The organism is Pseudovibrio sp. Ad5 (assembly GCF_001623095.1).
Lineage (GTDB): Bacteria > Pseudomonadota > Alphaproteobacteria > Rhizobiales > Stappiaceae > Pseudovibrio.
Genome location: NZ_LMCH01000025.1, coordinates 167,636 through 189,596 on the forward strand (window position 1 = coordinate 167,636; position 21,961 = coordinate 189,596).

At 51.6% G+C, this 21,961-nt stretch carries 19 protein-coding genes and 1 tRNA gene; 7 read left to right on the forward strand and 13 right to left on the reverse strand.

What is annotated here, in order from left to right:
* Nucleotides 1–17 precede the first annotated feature (17 nt).
* Nucleotides 18–1,149 (forward strand): peptide chain release factor 2 gene (gene prfB / locus PsAD5_RS13040; RefSeq protein WP_153040788.1). Its coding sequence is split into 2 segments (ribosomal slippage): nucleotides 18–86 and nucleotides 88–1,149, totalling 1,131 coding nucleotides; the frame shifts between segments, so codons are not numbered across the junction.
* A gap of 38 nt (nucleotides 1,150–1,187) precedes the next feature.
* Here prfB and PsAD5_RS13045 read toward each other — a convergent pair.
* The 4 genes from PsAD5_RS13045 to bcp all read right to left on the reverse strand — a co-directional run bounded on the left by PsAD5_RS13045 (nucleotide 1,188) and on the right by bcp (nucleotide 4,548).
* Entirely contained in the window at nucleotides 1,188–1,673 is a 486-nt protein-coding gene (locus PsAD5_RS13045) for a hypothetical protein (protein ID WP_063289048.1), read from the reverse strand.
* Between the two features lie 111 nt (nucleotides 1,674–1,784).
* Nucleotides 1,785–3,005: a M23 family metallopeptidase gene (locus PsAD5_RS13050; RefSeq protein ID WP_063292435.1), complete on the reverse strand. Its 1,221-nt coding sequence runs from the start codon at nucleotides 3,003–3,005 to the stop codon at nucleotides 1,785–1,787.
* A 154-nt stretch (nucleotides 3,006–3,159) separates the two neighbouring features.
* Complete coding sequence (locus PsAD5_RS13055; RefSeq protein ID WP_063292436.1) at nucleotides 3,160–4,047, reverse strand: ferritin-like domain-containing protein; 888 nt, start codon at nucleotides 4,045–4,047, stop codon at nucleotides 3,160–3,162.
* 3 nt (nucleotides 4,048–4,050) lie between these two features.
* The gene (bcp, locus tag PsAD5_RS13060) at nucleotides 4,051–4,548 is read right to left on the reverse strand and encodes a thioredoxin-dependent thiol peroxidase (protein ID WP_063289046.1); all 498 of its coding nucleotides are present in this window, start codon (nucleotides 4,546–4,548) and stop codon (nucleotides 4,051–4,053) included.
* Between the two features lie 296 nt (nucleotides 4,549–4,844).
* Here bcp and PsAD5_RS13065 point away from each other — a divergent pair, with 296 nt between their 5' ends.
* The gene (locus PsAD5_RS13065; RefSeq protein WP_063292437.1) at nucleotides 4,845–8,015 is read left to right on the forward strand and encodes a YhdP family protein; all 3,171 of its coding nucleotides are present in this window, start codon (nucleotides 4,845–4,847) and stop codon (nucleotides 8,013–8,015) included.
* Here PsAD5_RS13065 and PsAD5_RS13070 read toward each other — a convergent pair.
* The 4 genes from PsAD5_RS13070 to PsAD5_RS13085 all read right to left on the reverse strand — a co-directional run bounded on the left by PsAD5_RS13070 (nucleotide 8,008) and on the right by PsAD5_RS13085 (nucleotide 11,893).
* The gene (locus PsAD5_RS13070) at nucleotides 8,008–8,769 is read right to left on the reverse strand and encodes a class I SAM-dependent methyltransferase (RefSeq protein ID WP_063292438.1); all 762 of its coding nucleotides are present in this window, start codon (nucleotides 8,767–8,769) and stop codon (nucleotides 8,008–8,010) included. The genes PsAD5_RS13065 and PsAD5_RS13070 overlap by 8 nt on opposite strands.
* 162 nt (nucleotides 8,770–8,931) lie before the next feature.
* Nucleotides 8,932–10,185 (reverse strand): tyrosine--tRNA ligase, encoded by a 1,254-nt coding sequence (gene tyrS, locus PsAD5_RS13075; protein WP_063292439.1) that lies wholly within the window; start codon nucleotides 10,183–10,185, stop codon nucleotides 8,932–8,934.
* Nucleotides 10,186–10,378: 193 nt separating this feature from the next.
* On the reverse strand, nucleotides 10,379–10,762 hold the full coding sequence (locus PsAD5_RS13080; RefSeq protein WP_063289042.1) for a bleomycin resistance protein: 384 nt from the start codon (nucleotides 10,760–10,762) through the stop codon (nucleotides 10,379–10,381).
* Between the two features lie 705 nt (nucleotides 10,763–11,467).
* Nucleotides 11,468–11,893, reverse strand: coding sequence for a MarR family winged helix-turn-helix transcriptional regulator (locus PsAD5_RS13085; RefSeq protein ID WP_063292440.1), 426 nt, complete (start codon nucleotides 11,891–11,893; stop codon nucleotides 11,468–11,470).
* Nucleotides 11,894–12,060: 167 nt separating this feature from the next.
* Between PsAD5_RS13085 and PsAD5_RS13090 the strand changes: the two genes are divergently transcribed.
* Nucleotides 12,061–12,657, forward strand: a complete 597-nt coding sequence (locus tag PsAD5_RS13090) for a YceI family protein (protein WP_063292441.1) — start codon at nucleotides 12,061–12,063, stop codon at nucleotides 12,655–12,657.
* A gap of 201 nt (nucleotides 12,658–12,858) precedes the next feature.
* Here the strand turns inward: PsAD5_RS13090 and glnA are convergent, their stop codons facing one another.
* Both glnA and PsAD5_RS13100 read right to left on the reverse strand, forming a co-directional pair.
* Nucleotides 12,859–14,268, reverse strand: coding sequence for a type I glutamate--ammonia ligase (glnA, locus tag PsAD5_RS13095; RefSeq protein WP_057461793.1), 1,410 nt, complete (start codon nucleotides 14,266–14,268; stop codon nucleotides 12,859–12,861).
* A gap of 121 nt (nucleotides 14,269–14,389) precedes the next feature.
* The gene (locus tag PsAD5_RS13100; RefSeq protein WP_057461792.1) at nucleotides 14,390–14,728 is read right to left on the reverse strand and encodes a P-II family nitrogen regulator; all 339 of its coding nucleotides are present in this window, start codon (nucleotides 14,726–14,728) and stop codon (nucleotides 14,390–14,392) included.
* A 404-nt stretch (nucleotides 14,729–15,132) separates the two neighbouring features.
* On the opposite strand from PsAD5_RS13100, the gene PsAD5_RS13105 reads away from it, so the two are divergent.
* The gene (locus PsAD5_RS13105; protein ID WP_063292442.1) at nucleotides 15,133–15,582 is read left to right on the forward strand and encodes a VOC family protein; all 450 of its coding nucleotides are present in this window, start codon (nucleotides 15,133–15,135) and stop codon (nucleotides 15,580–15,582) included.
* A gap of 41 nt (nucleotides 15,583–15,623) precedes the next feature.
* On the opposite strand, the gene PsAD5_RS13110 is transcribed toward PsAD5_RS13105, so the two are convergent.
* From PsAD5_RS13110 to PsAD5_RS13120, 3 genes are all read right to left on the reverse strand, one after another.
* Nucleotides 15,624–17,327 carry a protein kinase domain-containing protein gene (locus PsAD5_RS13110; RefSeq protein ID WP_063292443.1) on the reverse strand — a complete coding sequence of 568 codons (1,704 nt, stop codon included), beginning with the start codon at nucleotides 17,325–17,327 and terminating at the stop codon, nucleotides 15,624–15,626.
* Nucleotides 17,328–17,498: 171 nt separating this feature from the next.
* On the reverse strand, nucleotides 17,499–18,671 hold the full coding sequence (locus PsAD5_RS13115) for a protein kinase domain-containing protein (RefSeq protein ID WP_208988591.1): 1,173 nt from the start codon (nucleotides 18,669–18,671) through the stop codon (nucleotides 17,499–17,501).
* A 130-nt stretch (nucleotides 18,672–18,801) separates the two neighbouring features.
* Nucleotides 18,802–19,251, reverse strand: a complete 450-nt coding sequence (locus PsAD5_RS13120) for a type III secretion system chaperone (RefSeq protein ID WP_208988593.1) — start codon at nucleotides 19,249–19,251, stop codon at nucleotides 18,802–18,804.
* Nucleotides 19,252–19,461: 210 nt separating this feature from the next.
* Here PsAD5_RS13120 and PsAD5_RS13125 point away from each other — a divergent pair, with 210 nt between their 5' ends.
* The 3 genes from PsAD5_RS13125 (at nucleotide 19,462) to PsAD5_RS13135 (ending at nucleotide 21,825) form a co-directional block, all read left to right on the forward strand.
* Entirely contained in the window at nucleotides 19,462–20,982 is a 1,521-nt protein-coding gene (locus PsAD5_RS13125) for an NAD(P)H-hydrate dehydratase (protein ID WP_244272082.1), read from the forward strand.
* 199 nt (nucleotides 20,983–21,181) lie between these two features.
* Nucleotides 21,182–21,541 carry a hypothetical protein gene (locus PsAD5_RS13130; RefSeq protein WP_063289035.1) on the forward strand — a complete coding sequence of 120 codons (360 nt, stop codon included), beginning with the start codon at nucleotides 21,182–21,184 and terminating at the stop codon, nucleotides 21,539–21,541.
* 201 nt (nucleotides 21,542–21,742) lie between these two features.
* A tRNA-Leu gene (locus PsAD5_RS13135) sits at nucleotides 21,743–21,825 on the forward strand.
* Nucleotides 21,826–21,961: the final 136 nt, after the last annotated feature.

Below are 21,961 nucleotides of genomic sequence, written 5' to 3' on the forward strand. Positions count from 1 at the left end.
AAAAAGTGAGGTATCCGATGCGCGCCGAAATGGAGGCCATCGTCGACGAAATCAAGCAGGCCATAAGCCTGCTGAGGAGGCATCTTTGACTGGGACACTGCACTTGTCCGTCTAGATGAACTCAATGCGCTTTCTGAAGATCCAAATCTTTGGAATGACCCGACGAATGCGCAAAAACTGATGCGTGAACGTCAGCAACTGGATGACAGCATTGGCGGTGTTCGCAAGCTTGAGCAGGATCTCGTTGACAATCAGGAACTGATTGAGATGGGCGAGATGGAAGAGGATCAGTCCGTTGTTGACGAGGCTGAAGCTGCTTTGAAAGCTATGCTGGAACAGGTCAATAAGCTGCAGTTGCAGTCCTTGCTTTCTGGTGAAGCCGACGGAAATGATACGTATATCGAGATCAATTCCGGTGCGGGCGGTACTGAAAGTCAGGACTGGGCCAGCATGCTTCTGCGCATGTATCGCCGTTGGGGTGAGCAGCACGGCTATAAGGTCGAGCTGATGGAATACAATGACGGCGAAGAAGCGGGCATCAAGTCTGCAACTTTGCTTGTTAAAGGTGAGAATGCTTACGGCTGGATGAAGACCGAAGCAGGCGTTCACCGTCTTGTTCGCATCTCGCCATATGACTCCAATGCACGTCGTCATACGTCCTTTGCGTCCGTCTGGGTTTATCCGGTTATTGATGACAGCATCAATATCGAGATCAACGAAAGCGATTGCCGCATTGATACCTATCGTGCCTCTGGTGCTGGTGGTCAGCACGTGAACACGACTGACTCTGCTGTTCGTATTACGCACAATCCAACAGGTATTGTCGTGCAGTGTCAGAGTGAGCGTTCACAGCATAAAAACCGCGCAACTGCGTGGGATATGCTTCGTGCACGTCTTTATGAGGCTGAGTTGCAGCGCCGTGAAGATCAGGCGAGCAAGGATGCTGCTTCCAAGACCGATATCGGTTGGGGGCATCAGATCCGCTCTTATGTTCTGCAGCCATATCAGCTTGTGAAGGACCTGCGGACTGGCGTGGAAAGCACTGCGCCTTCTGACGTTCTGGATGGCGATCTGGATAAGTTCATGGAAGCAACGCTGGCGCACCGTGCATTCGGCAACGCGCCTGCCGCGGTTGAAGATCTCGACTAAGCCTTATCTTCTGCAATGAATTAGAAAAGCCCCGGAACTCAGTTTCGGGGCTTTTTGTGTTGCAAGCAATGTTTGTCTGGAAGGTTTTGCCTAACTTTAAGTGGTTGTCGAGGTGCGTAGCTAACCGTTGTTTTATAGCAGCCATCTTCGCTGATCAGATATATGGTGTCTATTATACCAGAGATACTTGCGTTCTCTTGCAGATGATCGCTTTTGAGTATCTGGTTTGAAACCGGAAGATTGATATAGAAATTACCTTTTCCATGCGGAACGACCAGAATGCCTTCGCATAAGTAACCATCGCATCTTTCTGTATCCTCGATGCGAAAAAGTTGTAGGGAGTAGGTCGTATGAACTTTGATGAACCCCACATCTTCTGCTTTTAGCACTCCATCTTCTATTAGAGGTTTTAGGTCTTTTAGAGAAGCTTTAGAAAAGGTTGTGACCATCGCGCGGGCGTCACTATTGTTTGGTAATGCGAGTATTAGGAGAGGGGCAAGGTAAAGTGCAAACTTAAATCTCATGAAAAATACACTCAAGGTAACGGTTGAAGAAATAGGCTAAGTATGGACCTAACCTATGTTAGCTCATGTGTATTGCAAGTGAAGCGACATTAAAGGAGTTGCTTTAGAGCATTACGGCAGATTGAGTGCGATTTTGGTTTGTTTTTTGGGCTTGAAAATCGCTGCTAGCCTGTCGCCGGTGCGGATGAAGCGCATTGGGTTGACTGGCGTGCCGTTGAGGCGCACCTCATAGTGGAGATGAGGGCCTGTTGAGCGGCCCGTATTGCCGACAGTACCTATAATATCGCCCATGTTGATGCGCTGGCCTTCGCTGACGAGTAGCTTGTGCATGTGGGCGTAGCGGGTGACGAGACCATTGTCGTGTACGATTTCCACGGAAAGGCCATAGCCGCCGTTGTATCGTGAGAGTGAGACAATGCCGGTGCCGGTTGCTTTGACTGAGGTTCCGCGAGGTGCTTTGAAATCCAGACCAGTGTGGATCGCAGGTTTGCCGAGGAACGGGTCTGTTCGGGCTCCGTACGCACTGGATATATTGAAGCTGGAGAGTGGGCGGCCAAATGGCAAGGCATCCACTTTGGTATTTAATTCAATGCGTTGTTCAATGATCCGGCGCGCTGCAATCATACTGCTGTCCAAATCCGCAGACCCAATGTCCTGATAGATGCCGCCAGCAGATGAACTTGGGGTGACAAAGACAGGCTGTGCAACGCCAGCTTTCTTAAGCAGCGTGTTTGCACGTTTTATGTCGTCCATAGCCGCTTGTGTGTAAGCGGTGAGCAAGAGTTGCCCTTGCGCTTGCTTTGCGTAGAAGTCTTTGTGAGGGGCAGCTGGCTGTGGCGCGGTGGACTGCTTGCTTGACAGTGTTTTCAGAATATCAAATGGCGCACCGCTTTTTTGTGATGCAAACGATAGTTTGTGGGTGTTGGTCGCGCTGACGTCTCTTTGTAGCGGTTTGCGCTTTGGAGAGGGCGGGATAGCGGAGAGGACAAGGTTTGATTGCTCCGCCAGCGTAACCAGTGCTTCGATCTCCTGAAACTGCCGCAATAGCTGCGCTTGCTGCTTGCGAGCGGGAGCGTTGAGACCTGATGTGTCCTGATCCAGCCGTCCGCGCATCTCGCCGAGCTGAAATTTGAGATCCCGAATTTCGCTTTCATAGTTTTCACGGAGCGCCAATTCTCTGGATAATGTTGAATTAAGCCGCATCTCGCTGAGAGACTGTTGAAAGCTGCTTGCCAATACTGCGGAGACGACCGCCGTTGCTGCAAGACCGGAAATCCAATAGGCCATCGGAGGAATTACGCGCAGCTCAGATGTGATGCGCGAAAGCCACATTGGGCCATCCAATTTCAATTGGTTGTAATTGTTAGAAAACTCACTGCACCTGGAAAGCTTCATCGGATGACCACTTGCTCAGTTTGCCTACTGGAAATGATTTGTTAAATTCAATTAAAGTTAGTTATGGTTAATAAAGTCTAAGTGCAGTGTATCATTGGGTCAATTTGATGAGCGGTCGATAGAAGCCCGGAGTGAGACCTGCTTCAGATCTTGCTCTGTCATTAAACGGGGGCTTCAGTGGTCCTTTAAAATGTTGTTTTACGAGCTGTTGAAAACGAGGCTCAGGACGTACACGGTGCCTGTCACACATGAAGCGGAACCATTTTGCTCCATAGGCAACATGGCCTTTCTCGTCGTGGTAGATCACATGCAACACGCTGGCAGTGTCTTCATCGCCTGTGGCGTTGGCCTTCTCGATCATGGATGGGGTGATGTCGAGGCCTCTGGCTTCGAGCACGAGTGGAATAATTGCCAAACGTGCTATCAGGTCCTTGCCGGTTGACTGGGCTGCTTGCCAGAGACCGTCATGGGCTGGCAGATCGCCATAGGCATGCCCAAGCTTTGCAAGGCGCTCTTGAATGAGTGTGAAATGTTTTGCCTCTTCCAAGCCAACGCGGACAAAGTCGTCATAGTAGGAGCGTGGCATGGGCACATGGGTAAAGCGGCCGATCAGGTCCCAGGTGAGATCGATGGCATTGAGCTCGATGTGTGCCAGAGAATGGAGCAGGGCGATCTTGCCGTTTTTCCCTCCAACTGCGCGTTTGGGCATGTCTCGAGGTGGAAGGAGCTCGGGTTTTGCTGGGCGACCAGGGCGGTCCGGCATGGGCCTTTCACCTGTGCCACGGGAAATGGACAAGGCTCCTTTGAACCATTGATTTGCAACGTAATACGCAAGCGCGACTTTCAGATCCAAATCAGATGTTTCGAGGATTTGGCGGGCGCCGTCTCTAAGAGACTTTACGCTGGTGTTTTCAGGGAGGGTGAGATGCGCTTGCCCTGCAAACGCATCCGCATCATTGTTGCCCGGAAGTTTTGGCATTCTTTACTGGCTCAGACCTTGTAATTCTTCCAAGACCTTTTCGACGTGGCCGGGAACGCGGACCTTACGCCAAATCTTGGCAATCTTGCCTTCTTTATCAACGAGAAATGTGGAGCGTTCAACGCCCATGTACTTCTTTCCGTACATGTTTTTTTCCACCCAGACCCCGTAGGCCTCACAAACTTCTTTCTCGATATCTGCCCCAAGTGTGACGTTAAGTCCGTGTTTCGCCTTAAACTTGTCATGCTTTAGTGGTGTATCGGGCGAAATGCCGATGATAACAGCATTGTGTTTTTCAAACTCAGCCGCATTTTCGGTAAAGGCAATTGCTTCTTTTGTGCAGCCTGGTGTGTCATCTTTTGGATAAAAATAAACGACGACCGACTGGCCAGTTTGTTCTGATAGAGTGAATTGTCCTTGCGAATCTGTGGCTAAGGTAAAATCCGGTGCCAGCATGCCTTCCTGCGGTAAGGAAGGTGTCGCATCTTTCGTATCAGGCATTCTTTATTTGCTCCTGGGGTGCCATTTGGTCTCTTGGGACGCCGTTTTTTTGAGTATGGTGTAGATAAGCAATTAATCTTGCAGAGCACCTGTGATCACGCGATGCTATCGCAGGTTACGATTCGGTCAAAATCGAACGTACCACTAAAACAGGGAATGAGATTCTGGCTGTTGATGTTGGGAATACAGCAGAGCTTGAGAGCTCTCCTGTTACACGTCGTTTTAAGCGACGCGTAATATGGGGTGTTGTTTGTGTTTTTCTATTTATAGCGTTTGGTTTTGGCGGTTACCGGGTGATGAGTGGCCCGTTTTCTGTTCCCTATCTCGTGGATTGGGCAATCAAACAGTTTGAGAGCAAAGCGCTGAATGTCACCGTTGGTAGTGCGCAGTTTGATCTGTTTGGTGAAAACGGCAGCCGTATTCTTCTGGAAGACTCCCTTATTCGCGTCAAAGGTCGCACAGCAGCGACTGTGTTGCTCCCACGAGCCGAAATCGGCATCAATCTGTCTGGGCTGCTGACCGGTGATCTGGAAATCACCAGTGTCGCGCTGGAACGACCTTCTGCAACGATCAAGCTGGCGAGTGGATCGGAGCCTTTGCCGCGGGTGCAAAACCGCGTGGTAGCGATCGATAAGTTTAGTGTGATTGCTGTTGAGGAGCTCAAGCGCTGGCATCTTGAAAAAGTTGCTATTGAGTACGGGCGACTGGTGATCAACGCGCAGGGTGAAGAGTTTGTCGCTGATGGTATTGATGCAAATGCCGTGCTGCTGGATGATCTCTCCTTTGCAGTAAATGCAAAGATCGTGGGCCGTGAAGGCGACTGGTCATGGGATCTGAAGCGCACTGTTACACCTGAAACTGGTGCGAGAAACATTTCCGTCAATCTGCGTGATGCTTCGCTGCGAGATTTATTGCCAACGCACAGTTTTGCTCGTGATGACAAGCTGGCGAATACGCGTCTGTTTGTTGAAGCGAATGCTGAACTTTGGGCGACCGGTGAGTTTGTTGGTGCGGATATGAATATTCGTACCTCTCCAATCTTCATCCGCACTGCTCCAGATAATTCTATTACCGTCGACGAAGCATTCCTGGATCTTAATTTGCAGCGCGATAATCCCGATATTATTATCGGGCGATCTTATCTGCGCCGTAAAAACACACGCGTTGTGTTTGGCGGGGTTGTGCAGCCACCTGTAACTGAAGGCGCTGAGTGGAACTATTCGCTTGGTTCCCGAGAGATCGTTTTGGCGCCTGCTGATGTTAAATCTCCGCCTCTGCTGTTTCCGGATGCTTATGCATCAGGCACGTTTGATCCGACGAACTCCCTGATTTCTATTGAGCGAGCCCGTGCTGTCGGGCTTGATGCTGACATCAATGTTGCGGGATCGTTCTACTACGGGAAACCGGGACCATCCCTTGCGCTATCCGTTTACAGCCCAAGCCTGAGCTTTGGCGAAGTGTTGCAGGTTTGGCCGACAGTTACAGCACCAAAAACCCGAAACTGGTTGATTGATCACCTCGGCCCTGGCCGGGTTGATAACATTGCCTTGGATCTGGCGCTTGGGCCAGAAGCCTTTGATGGCGACCGGAGTACGCCTGCGTGGCAGGGAGACGGCCTAACAGCATCCTTTGATGTGATTGACGGCTCAGTCAAAGCGCTCAAAACTCTTCCTGTGGTGCGCGATCTCACCGGGACTGGCAAGATCGAGAATGAAGATTTTTCGATCTCCGGCAGCAATGGTCATTTCCGTATGCAAGACGGGAACATCGTTAAGGTGCCAGAGGTTCAGTTTGCGATCAAAAACATCGCAACACCAGGGGCTCTGCCTGCTGAACTGTCTGTGCTACTGACGGGGCGTGCCGATGATTTGGGTGTGCTAGCTGACGCTGAACCTATAAATGCGTTAGAGGGTTTCAGTGTCGTGCCAGCAGACCTTTCTGGCATGGGTGAAGTCCGTGTTGAAGCCTCGTTCCCGCTCCTCAAGAATCTCAAGGTTAAGGATGTTGAGTGGCGCGCCAATCTGGATCTGAAGGACTTCAGCAGTAAAGCGAAAATCTCAGGCCAGACCATCGAAAATGCAAACCTGATCGTTCAGGCGGATACAAAGCAAACCCAGATTTCCGGCAAGGGGAAGCTGAATGGCTTCCAGTCTGAGATTGATTTGAGCACCAGCCGCGATGGCAGTGGAGCTGAAGACCGTCAGGGCGTGACGTTTGTTGCCAATGCCAAGGATCTGACAGACTACGGTGTTGATCTTCAGGGCTATGTCAAAGGCTCTGTGAAAGTCAGCTATGAAGACAGTGGCGGCGCGCAGGTGTTTGAACTGGACCTTTCAAAAGCTGCCATCAACGTTCGTGAGGTTGGCTGGAGCAAGGCGTCTGGTGTACGTGCAACCGCAAGGTTCCGTGTGACAAAAAATGGCAATGCCAGGACGCTCCATAACTTCTCATTCCTTTCTGAAGGTGTTGAAGTTCGTGGCAATCTAAAAATTGATGGCAATGGAAAGCTGGCGCTTGCTGACTTCTCCGCGTTCAATCTGCGCCCCAATGACAAAGCCAAGATGACCATTCGTCCACGCCGTGGTGGTGGGTATCAGGTTGTCATGAATGCGGATCGGTTTGATGGCCGTGCCCTGTTGGATTCGTTTGGGGCTGATAATGCAGCTGCTTCGGCAAAGCGCAAAAGAGATGTGATTGCGGTTGACCTGACATTCAGGCGCCTGATCGGTTTCAGAGGTGTACAGGCTCAAAACGTGCGGATTGATGGGCTCTTCCGCGGGGTAAGCGCTGTTAATCTTGCGGTTTCGGGCGCGACCTCAAGCCGTGGTCAGTTCAATTTCACTGTTGGCGGCGAGGGGAAGCATCGCTTTGCAAAAGGCAAGCTGAACAATGCCGGTGAGTTCTTACGGTTTATGGATCTGTTCCCTCGTATGCGCGGTGGTAACGGGCGCTTGGATATCCAGATGCCAACTGATACCAACTGGGCTGGTCAGCTGACTGTAAATGATTTTTCCATCACCGAAGATCCTGCGATTAAAGCGCTGAAAGGGATCGAGCCGAAGGAAATTCGCGGAACGCGGAACAGCGAAGTGTATTCTGCTGCAGTGAATTCTGGTGAGGCGTCTTTCCAAAAGATGCGCATGCAGTTTTCGCGCAGAGGAGACATTCTGAATGTTTCCAAGGGAACGTTGAGCGGTGCTATTATTGGCGGGACCTTTAGCGGGAATGCCAATCTGAAGAACCGTCAGCTGGATATGGCAGGCACGTTTGTTCCTGCCTATGCCTTGAACAACCTGTTTGCGAAACTGCCAGTGATCGGTCTCATCCTGGGTGGAGGTTCTTCTGATGAAGGGCTGTTTGGAGTGACCTATAAGCTGGATGGCACCTTTGAGAAGCCTAAGTTCCAGGTTAATCCGGTCTCTGCAATCGCACCAGGTGTGTTCCGCCGTATCTTTGAATTCAAGTAGAGGCCACAGGGAGGTAGGCTGCAAAGCGCATGCAAACGTAGTCTGCTTCCCAGCCTTTGCTTCTCGAATACAGTAGCGGTTTGAGATGCTTGATTGTCTCTTTGTAAAATCGCTTCTTATGGGTTTCGCTCAGCTGCTCTGTGAGGCTGCTGGTAAAGAGTTGCAGCCATCCCTTCATTCCTGTTTCCAGCGGTGTCCTGCGTTCAATTTCTGTATGATAGGTGACTGAGAAACCTGCTTCTTTCAGCGCGCGCATGTACGTTTCGGGTGGTGGGAAAATCCAGGGGCTCTTGTAGGGGCCGAAAGCAGGGTTTTCGGCGAACACGTTCTCCATTGCAGATCGGATGATGCGGCAGTTCCGGTCGCATCCCATTTCACCAACAAACCGACCTCCCGGCTTCAGAGCTTTCACAACACCGTGGATGACGCCCTTGTAATCCTGCATCCAATGAAGGGCTGCGTTGGAGAAAACTGCGTTGAACTCCTTGTCAAAATTGAGGTTTTCAGCAGGTATGAGGCAGGTCTTGATGCCTTTCTCATTCGCTTGCAGGAGCATGTCTTCTGCTGTGTCGACGCCGGTTACGATTGCACCTCGGTTTTGAATTTCCTGGGCCAGCGTGCCTTCACCGCATCCCAGGTCCAAAATGCTTTCTCCGGGCTGCACAGCGAGCAACTCAAGTGCGTCTTGCCCAAAGTCTGCGACATAGGCTGCGTGCTTCAAGTATTGTTGTGCGTTCCAATCCTGCATCGCCATGGGGGCTGCTCCTGAATACAAGGGCAGCAGTTTAGGCTATCAGGGCTAGCTCAAGGTGCAGTTGACTGGCTGCAATTGCATAAACTTGCAGTGTTTTGCAGGCAAAGAAAAAGCCGGGAGCAAGGCCCGGCTTTGTCAAAGATATTGTGTTTAGTCAGACTGTTAGACTGGCTTTACAAGAACGTGTTTTTTCTTGCCAAGAGAAAGCTTGATCACGCCATCATCGGTCAGGTCAGCGTCAGTGATAGAGCGGTTGTGATCCTGCTCTGCCTTATCGTTGATGCGTACAGCGCCGCCTTTAATGTTACGGCGGACTTCTCCGTTGGAAGAACATAGACCAGCGGTTACGAAAGCGTTGAGGACGCCGAGGCCTTCTTTCAGCTCTGTAGCAGCAATCTCGATGGTTGGCAGGCCAACGGCATTGGCACCTTCTTCAAACGCCTTACGAGCTGTCTCAGCAGCTTTGTCAGCCTCAATACGGCCATGGAGCAGGGCGGTGGCTTCTGTCGCCAGAACCTTCTTAGCTTCGTTGATCTCAGCGCCTTCCATTCCCGCCAGACGTTTGATCTCGTCCATTGGCAGAATGGTGAAGAGTTTCAGGAACTTCTCAACGTCAGCATCTTCGGTGTTGCGCCAGAACTGCCAGTAATCGTAGGGGCTGAGCATGTCTGCGTTGAGCCATACTGCGCCTGCTGCGGTTTTGCCCATTTTTGCACCGGAAGCTGTAGTGAGCAGCGGGGTGGTGAGGGCGAAGAGTTCTTTGTCTGCAAGACGGCGACCAAGGTCTACGCCAGAAAGGATGTTGCTCCATTGATCAGAGCCACCCATCTGCAGGCGGCAGTCTGTGCGGCGATGGATTTCGAGGTAATCGTAGCCCTGCAGGAGCATGTAGTTGAACTCGAGGAACGACAGGTGCTGTTCGCGTTCCAGACGCAGGCGCACGCTGTCGCGCTGGATCATCTGGTTGACGGAGAAGTAGCGGCCAACATCACGCAGGAAGTCCATGTAGTTGAGTTTGAGCAGCCAGTCGGCGTTGTCCATCATCATTGCATCAGATGGGCCATCACCGAATTGCAAAAACTTTTCAAAGACTTGCTTGATGCCGTTTTTGTTGCCTTCGATGTCCTCATCGGTCAGCACTTTGCGGCTTTCGTCTTTGCCAGTCGGGTCGCCAACGCGTGTTGTACCGCTGCCCATGAGGGTAATCGGACGGTGGCCGGTCTTCTGGAACCAATGCAGCATCATGATTTGTACAAGGGAGCCAACGTGCAGGCTGGAGGCTGTACAGTCAAAGCCAATATATGCGGTTACGGTCTCTTTTGCGCAAAGTTCGTCCAGACCTTCGGCGTTAGAGAGTTGGTGGAGGAAGCCGCGTTCTTCCATTGTCCGCATAAATTCGGATTTATATGAGCTCATTGGTCAAGCCTGTTCAATTTACTGAGTATTTCCAAGTTGAAAGGTCTATACCTGAGTTTTCAGCGTGATTCACTCGTTTTTTCTGGCAAGGCCCAAAAGCTGTGTTGGGGATTTGAGATTGTGCGGAGAATTTGGTGCTGAGGTGTGTTGAGTGAGTTCTCCGCAACGCAGTTGTGTTTCCTCTCTGTTCTGCTCAGAGCGGAATGCGGCCAAATTTCAATAGGTTGCCGTGAGGGTCGTGGATGTAAAACTCTTCCATATCCCAGGGGCGTCTGGTGAGTTGCGTGAAGCGGGGTTCGCTCTTGCCGTCCTCTGGAAGGCCGAGTTTGCGATATTCTTCGTGAAGGTCGACGATGGGCCCTCCACGGAAATAAACGCTGCTGTTGTTGCACAGGTGCTTTTCTGTGGTGAGCCAAAAGTGGATTTCTAAAGTGTCTCTGCGCAGAATCAGAAAGTCATCTTGTTCGTAAACGACGTTGGAAAAGCCGAGCTTGTCTGCGTAAAACGCTTTTGTTTCCTGAATGTTGAGGGAAGGAAGTGTGGGGAGAAGCTCAATTGTGTCGGCTGCTGCAGTCATTGTTTTCTCTAAAATATGAATGTAATTGGTATATTTTAGAGGCTGCGGACTACATTGCAATGGCCAAAAGAAAACCCCGCGTCCTTCTCGAAGGTCTAAACGGGGTTTTGCTTTTATAGTCGGATCGCCGCGATTTACCGTTTCAAGGCTATATGCTGGGGCGTTTGATATGATTTCCGCCCGTGTACGTCCGGGTTCGATCCGTGCTTACCGTCTGATGACGCTCGGTCGCTCAGGCCGTTTTGTAGTCTTGCTATATTGTAGCATCTTGCAGAGGGTCTTCATAAGTACCGAATTGCCTTTATAAAAACCGTACAACATGCAGGTCCGGTGGAGTCATTGGCTCTCCTTTTGTTGACCTGTACTTAACTTAGGAACGCTTGGGTTTTCTTTCAAGGGATGGGGGAGAAAATAGTTAGTGTTGCCTTAGTGAAGACGCTCTGTTTTTCCAAAAAAGCGCAAAAAAAGAAGGCGATCCGGGAGGATCGCCTTTGAAGAGTATGCGGGTCTAATCAGCACGGTCAGATACTGATAACCTCATTGCACTTAAACGCAGTTTCGTGACGTGGTGATGACATATCCCCTTTGCGCTCTAATGTGCGTTGGTTTGCGTTCTTTTGTGTTTTCTTGCGTTGCTGTGTAGAGGCGCTGTGTTGCGCACAAAGCCAATGTTTGGTGTCATGATCCACTGATCGATGAAATAATCTAAACTAGCGCCTTCAAGGCTGCTGCGAGTTGGGTCGCGCCTTCCTTGTTGATTTTTGTATCGAGTTTTTCTTCCAGCATGCGCTCATAGGTTTGCCACATCTGGGCGCGGAGGTCTTTTCCCTTTGAGGTGATGAAGAGGGTCTTGCCGCGCTTGTCCTTGAGGGCGGGTTTGCTCTCGACCAGCTGAGCCTTGGCGAGCGACTGGATCACACGTGAGAGGTTGGCCTGCTGGAAGAGGACACGTTGCTCCAGCTCGAATTGCCTCAGGCCATCGGGTGCATTCTCCAGTTCCCAGAGGATGTCATACCAGGAGAGAGGGGGGAAACGCTCTGCTTTGAAGGCGCCTTCGATATCGGTGTAGATGGTCTTTTGCACTCGGTTGAGAGCGATCCAGAGAGAAACTGACTCTTTGCTGACAGACATCACATCCTCGTTATTTGTGCATTCCGCTCTTGAAAATGGTTTTCAATCATTTAGATGTATATACATGCATATACATTAATATAATAAAAATCAACAGGTTAATGGATATGTATTTGCAGAAAGCTGCAGTTTTTATGTGACAAACAGGGATATGAGGCAGGAAAAGCATGAAGCATTTCACGAAATTCGCCGTTGTTGCGGCGTCACTTGCATTCACAGCGTCAGCGCAGGCTGCGAGCTACAAGTTTGATCCGACCCATACCGAGGTTCGGTTTTACTACAATCATGCGGGACTGACAGAACAATCTGGTGAGTGGAAGGTTGTTGGCGGGGAAGTGGAGTTTGATCCGGCAAAGATTGAAGAAACGAAAGTCAGTGTGACCATTGATCCGGCAAGCGTGGATACGGGTGTTGAGCCGCTGGATGAGCATCTGAAAGGCTCTGACTTCTTTGACGCGGAGAAATTTCCTGAGATCACTTTCGTTTCCACATCCGTCAAACAAGCCGGGGCAACAGCTGTGACATTGGTGGGGGATCTGACCATCAGGGACCAGAAGCATCCGGTGGAACTGGACTTTCAGCTCAAACACAATGGCCCGCATCCGCTGGGAAGCTACTTTGATTACTATCAGGGGCAGTGGATAGGTGTAGAGGGTAAGGGAGCGATTTTGCGCAGTGACTTTGGTGTTGGTAAGTTTGCGCCATTGACCAGCGATCGGGTGCGTCTTGAGATTTCTGCGGAGATGAGAGAGGGCGGCTGGTAAGCTCTCTGCTTTGCTGATGCAGGTTTGTATCGCAAGATGAGATCCGTGTGATAGAAAAACAAAACCCCGACTGAGGCCAGCCGGGGTTTTATTGTGCCTAGATGAGAGGACTGCTTTTGAAAGGCGTCTCCTGATTTGAGCCGAAGCTCGTCTTATGGATACGCCATAGGTGCATTGGAGTTAAAGCAGTCCCTTCATAACTTAGACGGAGTAGTACATGTCGAACTCAACTGGGTGAGGGGTCATGTCTGTGCGCATGACTTCTTCCATCTTCAGTTCGATGTAGGCGTCGATCTGGTCGTCATCGAATACGCCGCCTGCTTTGAGGTATTCACGGTCTGCATCGAGGCATTCCAGAGCTTCACGCAGAGATGCTGCAACAGTTGGGATCTCGGAGAGTTCTTCTGCTGGCAGATCATACAGGTTCTTATCCATAGCATCGCCAGGATGGATCTTGTTCTTGATGCCATCAAGGCCAGCCATCAGCTGTGCAGCGAACGCCAGATATGGGTTTGCAGAAGGATCCGGGAAGCGAACTTCTACACGCTTGCCTTTTGGAGAAGATGTGAATGGAATACGGCAGGATGCGGAACGGTTCTGGGAAGAGTATGCCAGAAGAACTGGAGCCTCATAGCCCGGTACCAGACGCTTGTAGGAGTTGGTGGACGCATTGGTGAATGCGTTCAGAGATTTCGCGTGCTTCAGGATACCGCCGATGAAGTACAGAGCATTCTCGGAAAGGTCAGCATACTGGCTGCCAGCGAAAGTTGGCTTGCCGTCTTCCCATAGGGAGAAGTGGCAGTGCATGCCGGTGCCGTTGTCGCCGAAGACTGGCTTAGGCATGAAGGTTGCGGACTTGCCATAAGCGTGTGCAACTTGGTGAACCACGTACTTGTAGATCTGCATGTGGTCAGCACAGGTTGTCAGGGTCTGGAACTGCATGCCGAGTTCGTGCTGAGCTGCTGCCACTTCGTGGTGGTGCTTTTCAACTTTAACACCCATGTCGGACATGACTGTCAGCATTTCGGAACGGATGTCCTGCGCGCTGTCAATTGGTGGTACTGGGAAGTAGCCGCCTTTTGTGCGTGGACGGTGACCGAGGTTACCGGACTCGTACTCGCTGTCCATGTTGGATGGCAGTTCGGAACAATCCAGCTTGAAGCCGGTGTTGTATGGGTCAGCTGCAAAGCGAACGTCGTCGAAGATGAAGAATTCAGCTTCCGGGCCAACGAATACGGTGTCGCCAGCGCCACATGCTTTCACATAGGCTTCAGCGCGCTTGGCTGTCATGCGTGGGTCACGGTTGTAACCTTCGCCTGTGCGTGGGTCGAGAACGTCACAGAAGATGGACATGGTGGACTGCGCGAAGAATGGGTCGATATGAGCTGTTTCCGGATCTGGCATCAGCATCATGTCGGATTCGTTGATTGCTTTCCAACCACCGATAGAAGAACCGTCAAATGCGACGCCCTCTGCAAACATGTCTTCGTTCACCTGGGAGATATCCATGGTGACGTGCTGCAGCTTGCCGCGCGGATCAGAAAAACGAAGATCTACGAACTTTACGTCTTTTTCCTGGATTTCTTTCAAGACATCAGCGGAGGTTGTCATAACTTCCTATTCCTCTTATTAAAATCGCCAGTGGCGCAGTGTTGTAAACTGGAAGACCAAGCGTGTGGGATCGTTGCCCCTAACTCATTCAGTCCTCGTGATTTCCTAGTGAAACTCTGGGTTAAACAGCGTCTTCGCCCGTCTCTCCCGTACGAATACGGATTGCTTCTTCGATGCTGGAGACAAAAATCTTGCCATCACCAATGCGGCCAGTCTGTGCGGCGTCGCGAATGGCTTCTACAGCTTTTTCTACAAGATCATCGTTGAGTACGATTTCCACCTTAACCTTTGGCAGAAAATCCACCACGTACTCGGCGCCACGATAGAGTTCTGTATGACCCTTCTGGCGGCCAAATCCTTTTGCTTCGGTAACGGTGATCCCCTGAAGACCAACCTCCTGAAGTGCTTCTTTCACTTCATCCAGTTTGAACGGCTTAATGATCGCCTCAATTTTCTTCATGGTCTTCACACTCTCAGTTCGTCTTGTATCTGCGTGCGCTGCTGATCTGGCATGCTCTTAAAAATGATCAGCGCGTGTGCAGAAAGTTCGCGATTCAAAACTTACGGAAATATGAATGCAGAAACCGTGCCAGTTTTGAAATTTTCTTAAAAAGCCGCGAAAGCGGGCAGTTTGCTCCCTTAATAATAATGGGAAACTGCATCTGAAATATATCTGGTGCACAAACACTGCGCATAATGGTTAAAAAGTAGGCAGTGTACCTTTTGTTCATCTCGCCTGAAACTAGGAGTTGGTTCCTTGTGCAAGGCAGGGTTATGGTTGGTCGTGAAAAAGCTGTTGCAGATTTTGCGCGTTCCTATGGAAGCTGACAGTCAGTTTTTGGCATGCGCTTGAAGGAGCGAGTGATGAGGTTGGTTTCTCTCGACCATGTCGTGCTTACCGTTCATGATGTTGAACGTACCAGTCGTTTTTATCAGGATGTACTAGGTATGGAGGAGATCATATTCGGAGGCGGGCGGCGGGCCCTGCATTTTGGGCAGCAGAAGATCAACCTTCAGCCCATCGATGTGGATCATACTCCGATCGCGCAGGAACAGGTGCCGGGGACCGCAGATCTCTGCTTTTTGGTTGAGAGTTTGGATTCGGCCATTGCGCGGCTGAGTGCTGCCGCCGTGACGATTGTGGAGGGGCCTGTGTTCCGCACAGGTGCCAGTTCGCCGATCCTGTCTGTCTACATTCGCGACCCTGACGGCAACCTGATTGAGCTTTCCCAGCCTCAGGATGTGGTGATTGCCAGTGATGAGCGGGAGGCTGCTAGGAATGTGAAGAAGAAGCCGCCAAAGTCCAATCGCTAGGCGTGTTGCCCAGCTCTGATCGTATGAAGCTAGCTTTTATCCTATGCAGATTTGGAGCTGGTTTGCTGCATGATGTAGTCGAGGACTTTTTTCGCTTCGTCCGGTTGCAGGAGCGGATCCTGTAAAAACTGGCTTTGCTGCATGTCGTCCAGACTGCTTCTCTTCTTCGGATCGATCTGCATGGAATTGTTGACGAAGCGGGCGTACTCGGACTCGTAACTCTCGTTGTAAAAACCAGGCTCTCCAGCCAGATCAGGATCATCTGTTGGCGTGAGGGCTTTCTCCGGGCTGTTTTCTTCGCCGGTTTGGGATTTTGAGTTGCTCAGTTTGCGCACAACATGGAGAGCGAATGCATAAGGGCTGTCGCAATCCGGCGCGCCCAGAAGATTGGCTTCACCTTCACCTCCGCCATATACCATCTGGCCAACGGCATAGCCGTCCTGTTTATCGTCCAGGCGGTCACGATCCTCCGCGTCTTTGAAGGCGGCTGCGATGGCTTCCGGGCTGGAATATTCCGGGGTGCCGAAGTCCAGTGGATCTTCTCCAATGGTGCCTGCAAAGCCAAAATCAGCGATCTTGAGGGATTGGCTGTTCTTGTCGAACAGGATGTTGCCTCCTTTGATGTCATTGTGACTGATGCCTGCCGCGTTGACATGCTTCAGACCGTCAATCGCTTCATTCGCCATGAACTGTAAGGCGCCCCAATATTGTGAGTGACTGAGCTTGTTCTCTTGGAGGAGTTCTTCGGCCCCTTCGAAAAGGTCACCTGCTTCACAGCCTTCCACATATTCCATAGCAAGGCCGGTTTCGCCGTCGATCTCGTGTATTCCGTAGCACTGTACAACGTTCTTGTGCGGGCCAGCGGCCATCAGCTTTCCGTAGATCTGAGCTTCTTTTTGCAGGGCGTCTTTGCCTTTTTGCGACCGTGCGGTCTTGAATGCGATGGACTTTCCGCTTGTCTCGTCCGTGTACAAGCTCACTTCCCCGAAAGATCCTGCGCCCAGTCGTTTGGCACGTTTGAGATTGTCGGAGGGGAGAGGCAGTGTTGCAGGTGCTTCCGTGCTTTCGTCATCCTCGGAGAGGCTTGGCTCGTCGACGCTGCTGACTGTGAACCTGTTGGTGGGGGAAGCTGTGGGCGCTGGTGATTGCTCCAACTCATCTTCTGAGGGGCTGTCCTCGTCCACATTGCTGACTTCAAACCGGCTTGCGGCAGGCTGAGGTTGTTCCGGCTCTGTGTCGCTCTCTTCATCCTCGGAGAAGCTTGGTTCGCTGACGCTGCTGACTGTGAATCTGTTGGTAGGCGGGGCTGTGGGTGTTGGTGGTTGCTCCAGCTCATCTTCTGAGGGGCTGTCCTCGTCCACATTGCTGACTTCAAACCTGCTTGCGGCGGGCTGTGGTTGTTCCGGCTCTATGTCGCTCTCTTCATCCTCGGAGAAGCTTGGTTCGCTGACGCTACTGACTGTGAACCTGTTGACGGGTGGGACTGCGGTGAGTGGTGGTTGCTCCAGCTCGTTATCGCTCTCCTCGTCTTCTGAGAAGCTGATTTCTTCGACGTCGCTGACGGTGAACCGGCTGCTGGTGGCCATGTGGGGATGGTCGAAATCTGGTTCTGTCTGGCCGTCCTCTGCCGAACTTTCACTCAGGCCCAGCAGGGTGATGACATTGTCTGCCCACGCGCTGATCTGGGCATCCTGAGTTGATGGATCATTCGACGGGTTCTGAAGAGGGCGAGGCGACTTTGTCATGTTACAGGTCTTGAGCTGTTTGCGATCGTTTGCTCACTCCACTGTAAACAGAGGCGATGTTGTTAAGGTGTATCGAAATGGAGAGATGTGATTAAAATGTCCCTGAAGGGGTGCAGCAAAAAAGCCGACCACGAGGCCGGCTTTCTGATGGTTATCATTGCAAGGAGCAGATCAGGTTTGTTGCATGAGAGCTGCGAGTTCTGCCTTGTGGTCTTCTTCCATCTTGGTCATGAGGCCTGAGATCACCTGACGGGCTTCGTCTGGCTGACACAAAGGGTCAGAGATGAAGTTGGTCTTCAGGAGCTCTTCTGCGGTGCCACGCACATCGATGTCCAGCAGGGTTGAGATATTGACGAACTCAACATAAGCAGTTTCGCCGCCCTTGCCGAAATGGCCCGGTGTGCCTGCAACGGCTGGGTCATCGGCCTGATTGAGCGCCTGATACTCAATGGTCTCACCGCGGCGCTCGATATCTCGAAGTTTGGAATGCATTGCAAAGCCAAGTGCGGCTGGCTCACCAGTATTTTGTGCACCAAATAAATTCTCGGCATGTTCGCCTGCGCGGTAGGTCATCTGACCAACGGCGAAGGTGTCCTGCTTCTCATTGGCGCGTGGTTTGTCTCCATCTTTGTGTGGAAGAGACAAAAGAGCTTCCGGAGCTGAATGGTCCGGAGTGCCAATAGTGACAGGATCAATACCGATTTTTGCAGCGCTGCCAAAGTCGACGATTTTAATCGCCTGACTTTCCTTGTCATAAAGGAGGTTGCCACCCTTTATGTCGCTGTGGCTGATGCCTGCCTGTGCCAGATGGTGCACGCCGCTCAAAACATCGCGCATAATGAACTGCACGGTGCCCCAGTACTGGGAGTGGCTGAGCTTGTTGTCTGTGTAAAGCTTTTCGGCAGTGGTAAAGAGCTTGCCTGCTTCGTAGCCTTCCACATGCTCAAGGGCGAGGCCCTGTACGCCCTGAACTTCCACGATGCCCATGCTTTTGACGATATTATCGTGAGGGCCGATCTGGGCAAGTTTGCCATAGACCTGTGCTTCTTGCTGCAGGGCGTGCCAACCGGCTTCGGTGCTTGCGACTTTAAACGCGAAGGACTTGCCGTCCTGATTGACAAGATAGACTTCACCATTGGCCCCAGCACCAAGGCGCTTGGCATTTTGCTCAAGCGCGGTGCGGTCTGCTTCAAAAGGGGCGGTCGCCTCCTGCGTTACACTTTCTGAACTGGTTTGGCTCGGTGGCTTTATCCGGTTTGCGAGCGTTTCAGTTGAAGCGGTGTCGAGGGGCTTCGTATTGCTTGTTGTTGGCGGTGTTGAGCCCTTTTGGGTCTCAACAGACACGCCGCGCGCTTCCAACTTCTCTGATTTTTTTGGCGCAGAGTTTTGTTGTGCACTTACGTCGTTCTGGAGTTGGCTCTGATCAACTGGAGTATGCTTGGGAGAGTTGACGGAATGCATGGGTGAGAGACCTTTACAGGCGAATAGACGTCGTGCTCCAGTCCGGTTCTACGGCTTTGGAGGTTTGGGTGGATTTCGTTTCAGAAAGCCGTGCGCATACCTGCTCGCGAATTTGCATCAGGTTGACCAGTGTGTTCTCCAGTGCAAGGTCATCTGTGAACCGGAGTGTGGCCTGAGCATTCAGTTGCAAGTCACCAGATTGAGACAGTCCGAGGAACGCTCCGCGAAGGAGGTCCACATCCTGATTGAGCTCCAAAGCCGCCTTCAGTGTTTTTTTATCTTCTGCAAGAAGGAGGCTGGTGCTTATATAAATGAGATCCGAGCTTTCATTGAGTTCGACCGACCAACGACTTCCGTTTGCTTCTTCAATAAGAAATAGTCCAGTATCAGGCTGGGTGGTCATACCCAGACGTCGTGCGAAAGCAGTCATTAGCTGGTCGTAGTGGGCTCGTCTCTCGTGCATGTTTTCGTAGTTTTCCCAAAGTGGTGCGCTGGTATCAACATTTACTCAGGAAGTGCCTCTTAAATCTGTGCCTTTTAGCACTAGCTTATGTTTTGTGATTTTTCGTGATCGAAAAAACGTCGCGGCAGCTGGGTAATGATGAACCAATTTCTTAGGGATAATGGGTAATAAATTTCTCAGAGCCTGACGAATAGGGAAATGGAGAGCTTTATGCATGAGTTATTGACACCATTGCAGATGAAGAAGGCAGATCGCCTGACCATCGAGGGTGGCTTTCCCGGTATTGAGTTGATGCATAATGCGGGCAAGGCTGTGTTTGAGGTGATGCGCCAGATTCTGCATCCCTATTCGCGGGTTCTTGTGTTCTGCGGCCCGGGAAACAACGGCGGAGACGGCTTTGTTGTTGCGCAGCTTGCGGACAATGAGGGCTTTAATGTTTCTGTCGGGCTGGTGTGTGACCCGGAAACTCTCGAAGGCGATGCGGAGCTTGCCTATGATGAGATGGATCTTGATTTAACCTCAATGGATAACATGCGGGCCGCGCTGGAAGAGCTGGGTGAGGACGACGTTGTTGTTGATGCCTTGTTTGGTGCGGGCCTCTCTCGACCTTTAGATGATGAAGTTCTGGCGCTGGTGCAGCACATCAATGACAGTCCGGCGCAATGTGTCGCAGTTGATCTGCCCTCCGGTGTGAGTGGCCGCAGCGGCGCTGTGCTGGGTGAGGCTGTGCATGCAGATATGACAGTGACGTTCTTTCGTGCCAAGCCGGGGCACTACCTTTATCCGGGCCGGGGACATTGCGGTGAGATCGTTATTGAGCAGATCGGGCTGGAGGATGCTGTCTTAGAGAAGATTGGGCCAACCGCTTTTTACAACTGCGACAAGATTTGGGGAGATCTTCCCGATCAGCCAGCTGTGGCAGGGCATAAATATAACAGGGGGCACACTGTTGTTGTGAGTGGTCCCAAGTTTGCCACTGGTGCGAGCCGTCTTGCTGCGCTGGGCGCACAGCGGGCGGGCAGCGGGCTTGTGACTGTGGTGGCGCGGGAGCAGGCGGCTCTGGTCCATGCAGCGCATCTGACGAGTATCATGATCCGCCCGGCTGAGCGTATTGCCGACTTTGAACGTATTTTGGAAGATGAGCGGCTCAACTCCGTGGTGATCGGACCGACAGCCGGTATTGGCCGCGAGACGCAGGAGCGGGTTGCTGAGTGTCTTTCCGGAGCGCGCGGTGTGGTTTTGGATGCGGATGCGCTTTCGTCCTTTGAGGAAAAGCCGGAGCACTTGTTTGCCTACATTGCGGATTCTGACTGCGCTGGGCGTGTTGTGCTCACACCTCATGAGGGTGAGTTCCGGCGTTTGTTTCCTGATTTGTATGATCCCACGTCCACAGATTGCAAAGTGGAGCGCACCAAGAAGGCCGCGAAACAGGCTGGTGCTGTGGTTGTGCTGAAGGGGGCGGATACGGTGATTGCAGACCCTGAGGGGCATGTGTCCATCAATGCCAGTGGCACACCCTGGCTTGCAACAGCTGGGTCTGGTGATGTGCTGGCGGGTGTGATTGCCGGATATCTGGCGCAAGGACTTGGTGGCTATGAGGCCGCTGCGAAAGGTGTATGGGTGCATGGCCGGGCCGCTGAAATTGCCGGAGCCGGGCTTATTGCGGAAGATCTGGTTTCGCATATTCCGGATGTGCTCACCGAGCTGGTTCAATTTTTGGGTGATTTTTAAAGCTTCCCCGCCCAAGGGATGGGTTTAGCTGCTGAGATATCTGGTGGGAATCATCAATATTTGTGATAATTGATCTACGAAACGTCATGCGTATCATTTAGTGAGACAAGCAATGCGATAGGCAGACGAGAGAAGGGGGAGGGTTGCGCGTAAAACGTGTGATCGTCTTCGCCTTCGGGACGATATTACGGATATTCTTATGAGCAAGACGACACAGCACTCTGCAGCACTCCGCCAGATCATCGAGGCGCTGGCACCGTTTAAAGACCATGATGCTAAAATGCAGGTCTCGACGGTTTTGACATTGCTTGAAATTGCCGTTCATCAGGAGGAGGGGGTGACGATCCATCCTCATGGCCTTCAAAAGAAGATTGGTTACCAATCAGGAACTGCGACCCGCAACATCTATTACTGGTGCGAAGGGCACAAGGATGTGCGTGGCGGACATAACTATGCCCGTGTTGAGGCGGATAAAACGGATGGTCGCCGCCGGGAGTTGTATCTGACCGAAAAAGGCGCGGCTTTTATGCAGCGGGTTCTGACGCCACTTTGTGAGTGAGCGGAGTGGCTTGCTGGCTGGCAATGCACGAGCCAGAAAAGAAAAAGGATGTGATGCGATCTCCTCCGTGAGAAATAAGCCCCGGATTGTCGTAATGCACAGTTTCATAGGTAGAAATGGCGTGGAAAACCGAGAACTGGGCATAAACAGCGTATTAGGTGGTTGACTTCTCTTAGGTTCCCATTTAGCTACCCCTCCAACGCGGCTGTGGCGAAATTGGTAGACGCACTAGATTTAGGTTCTAGCGGGAGACCGTGGGGGTTCGAGTCCCTCCAGCCGCACCATATCCCCGGTGATACGGTGCATAAATAAACGACCGTAGCTTATCGGAAACGGAAAAGTTGAGGGCGTTGTCGAGGTTCGGTTTATGCTCACCTTTTCGTCAGGCGGATAAGAGCTGAGGGATTTTCTCCCGAAGCG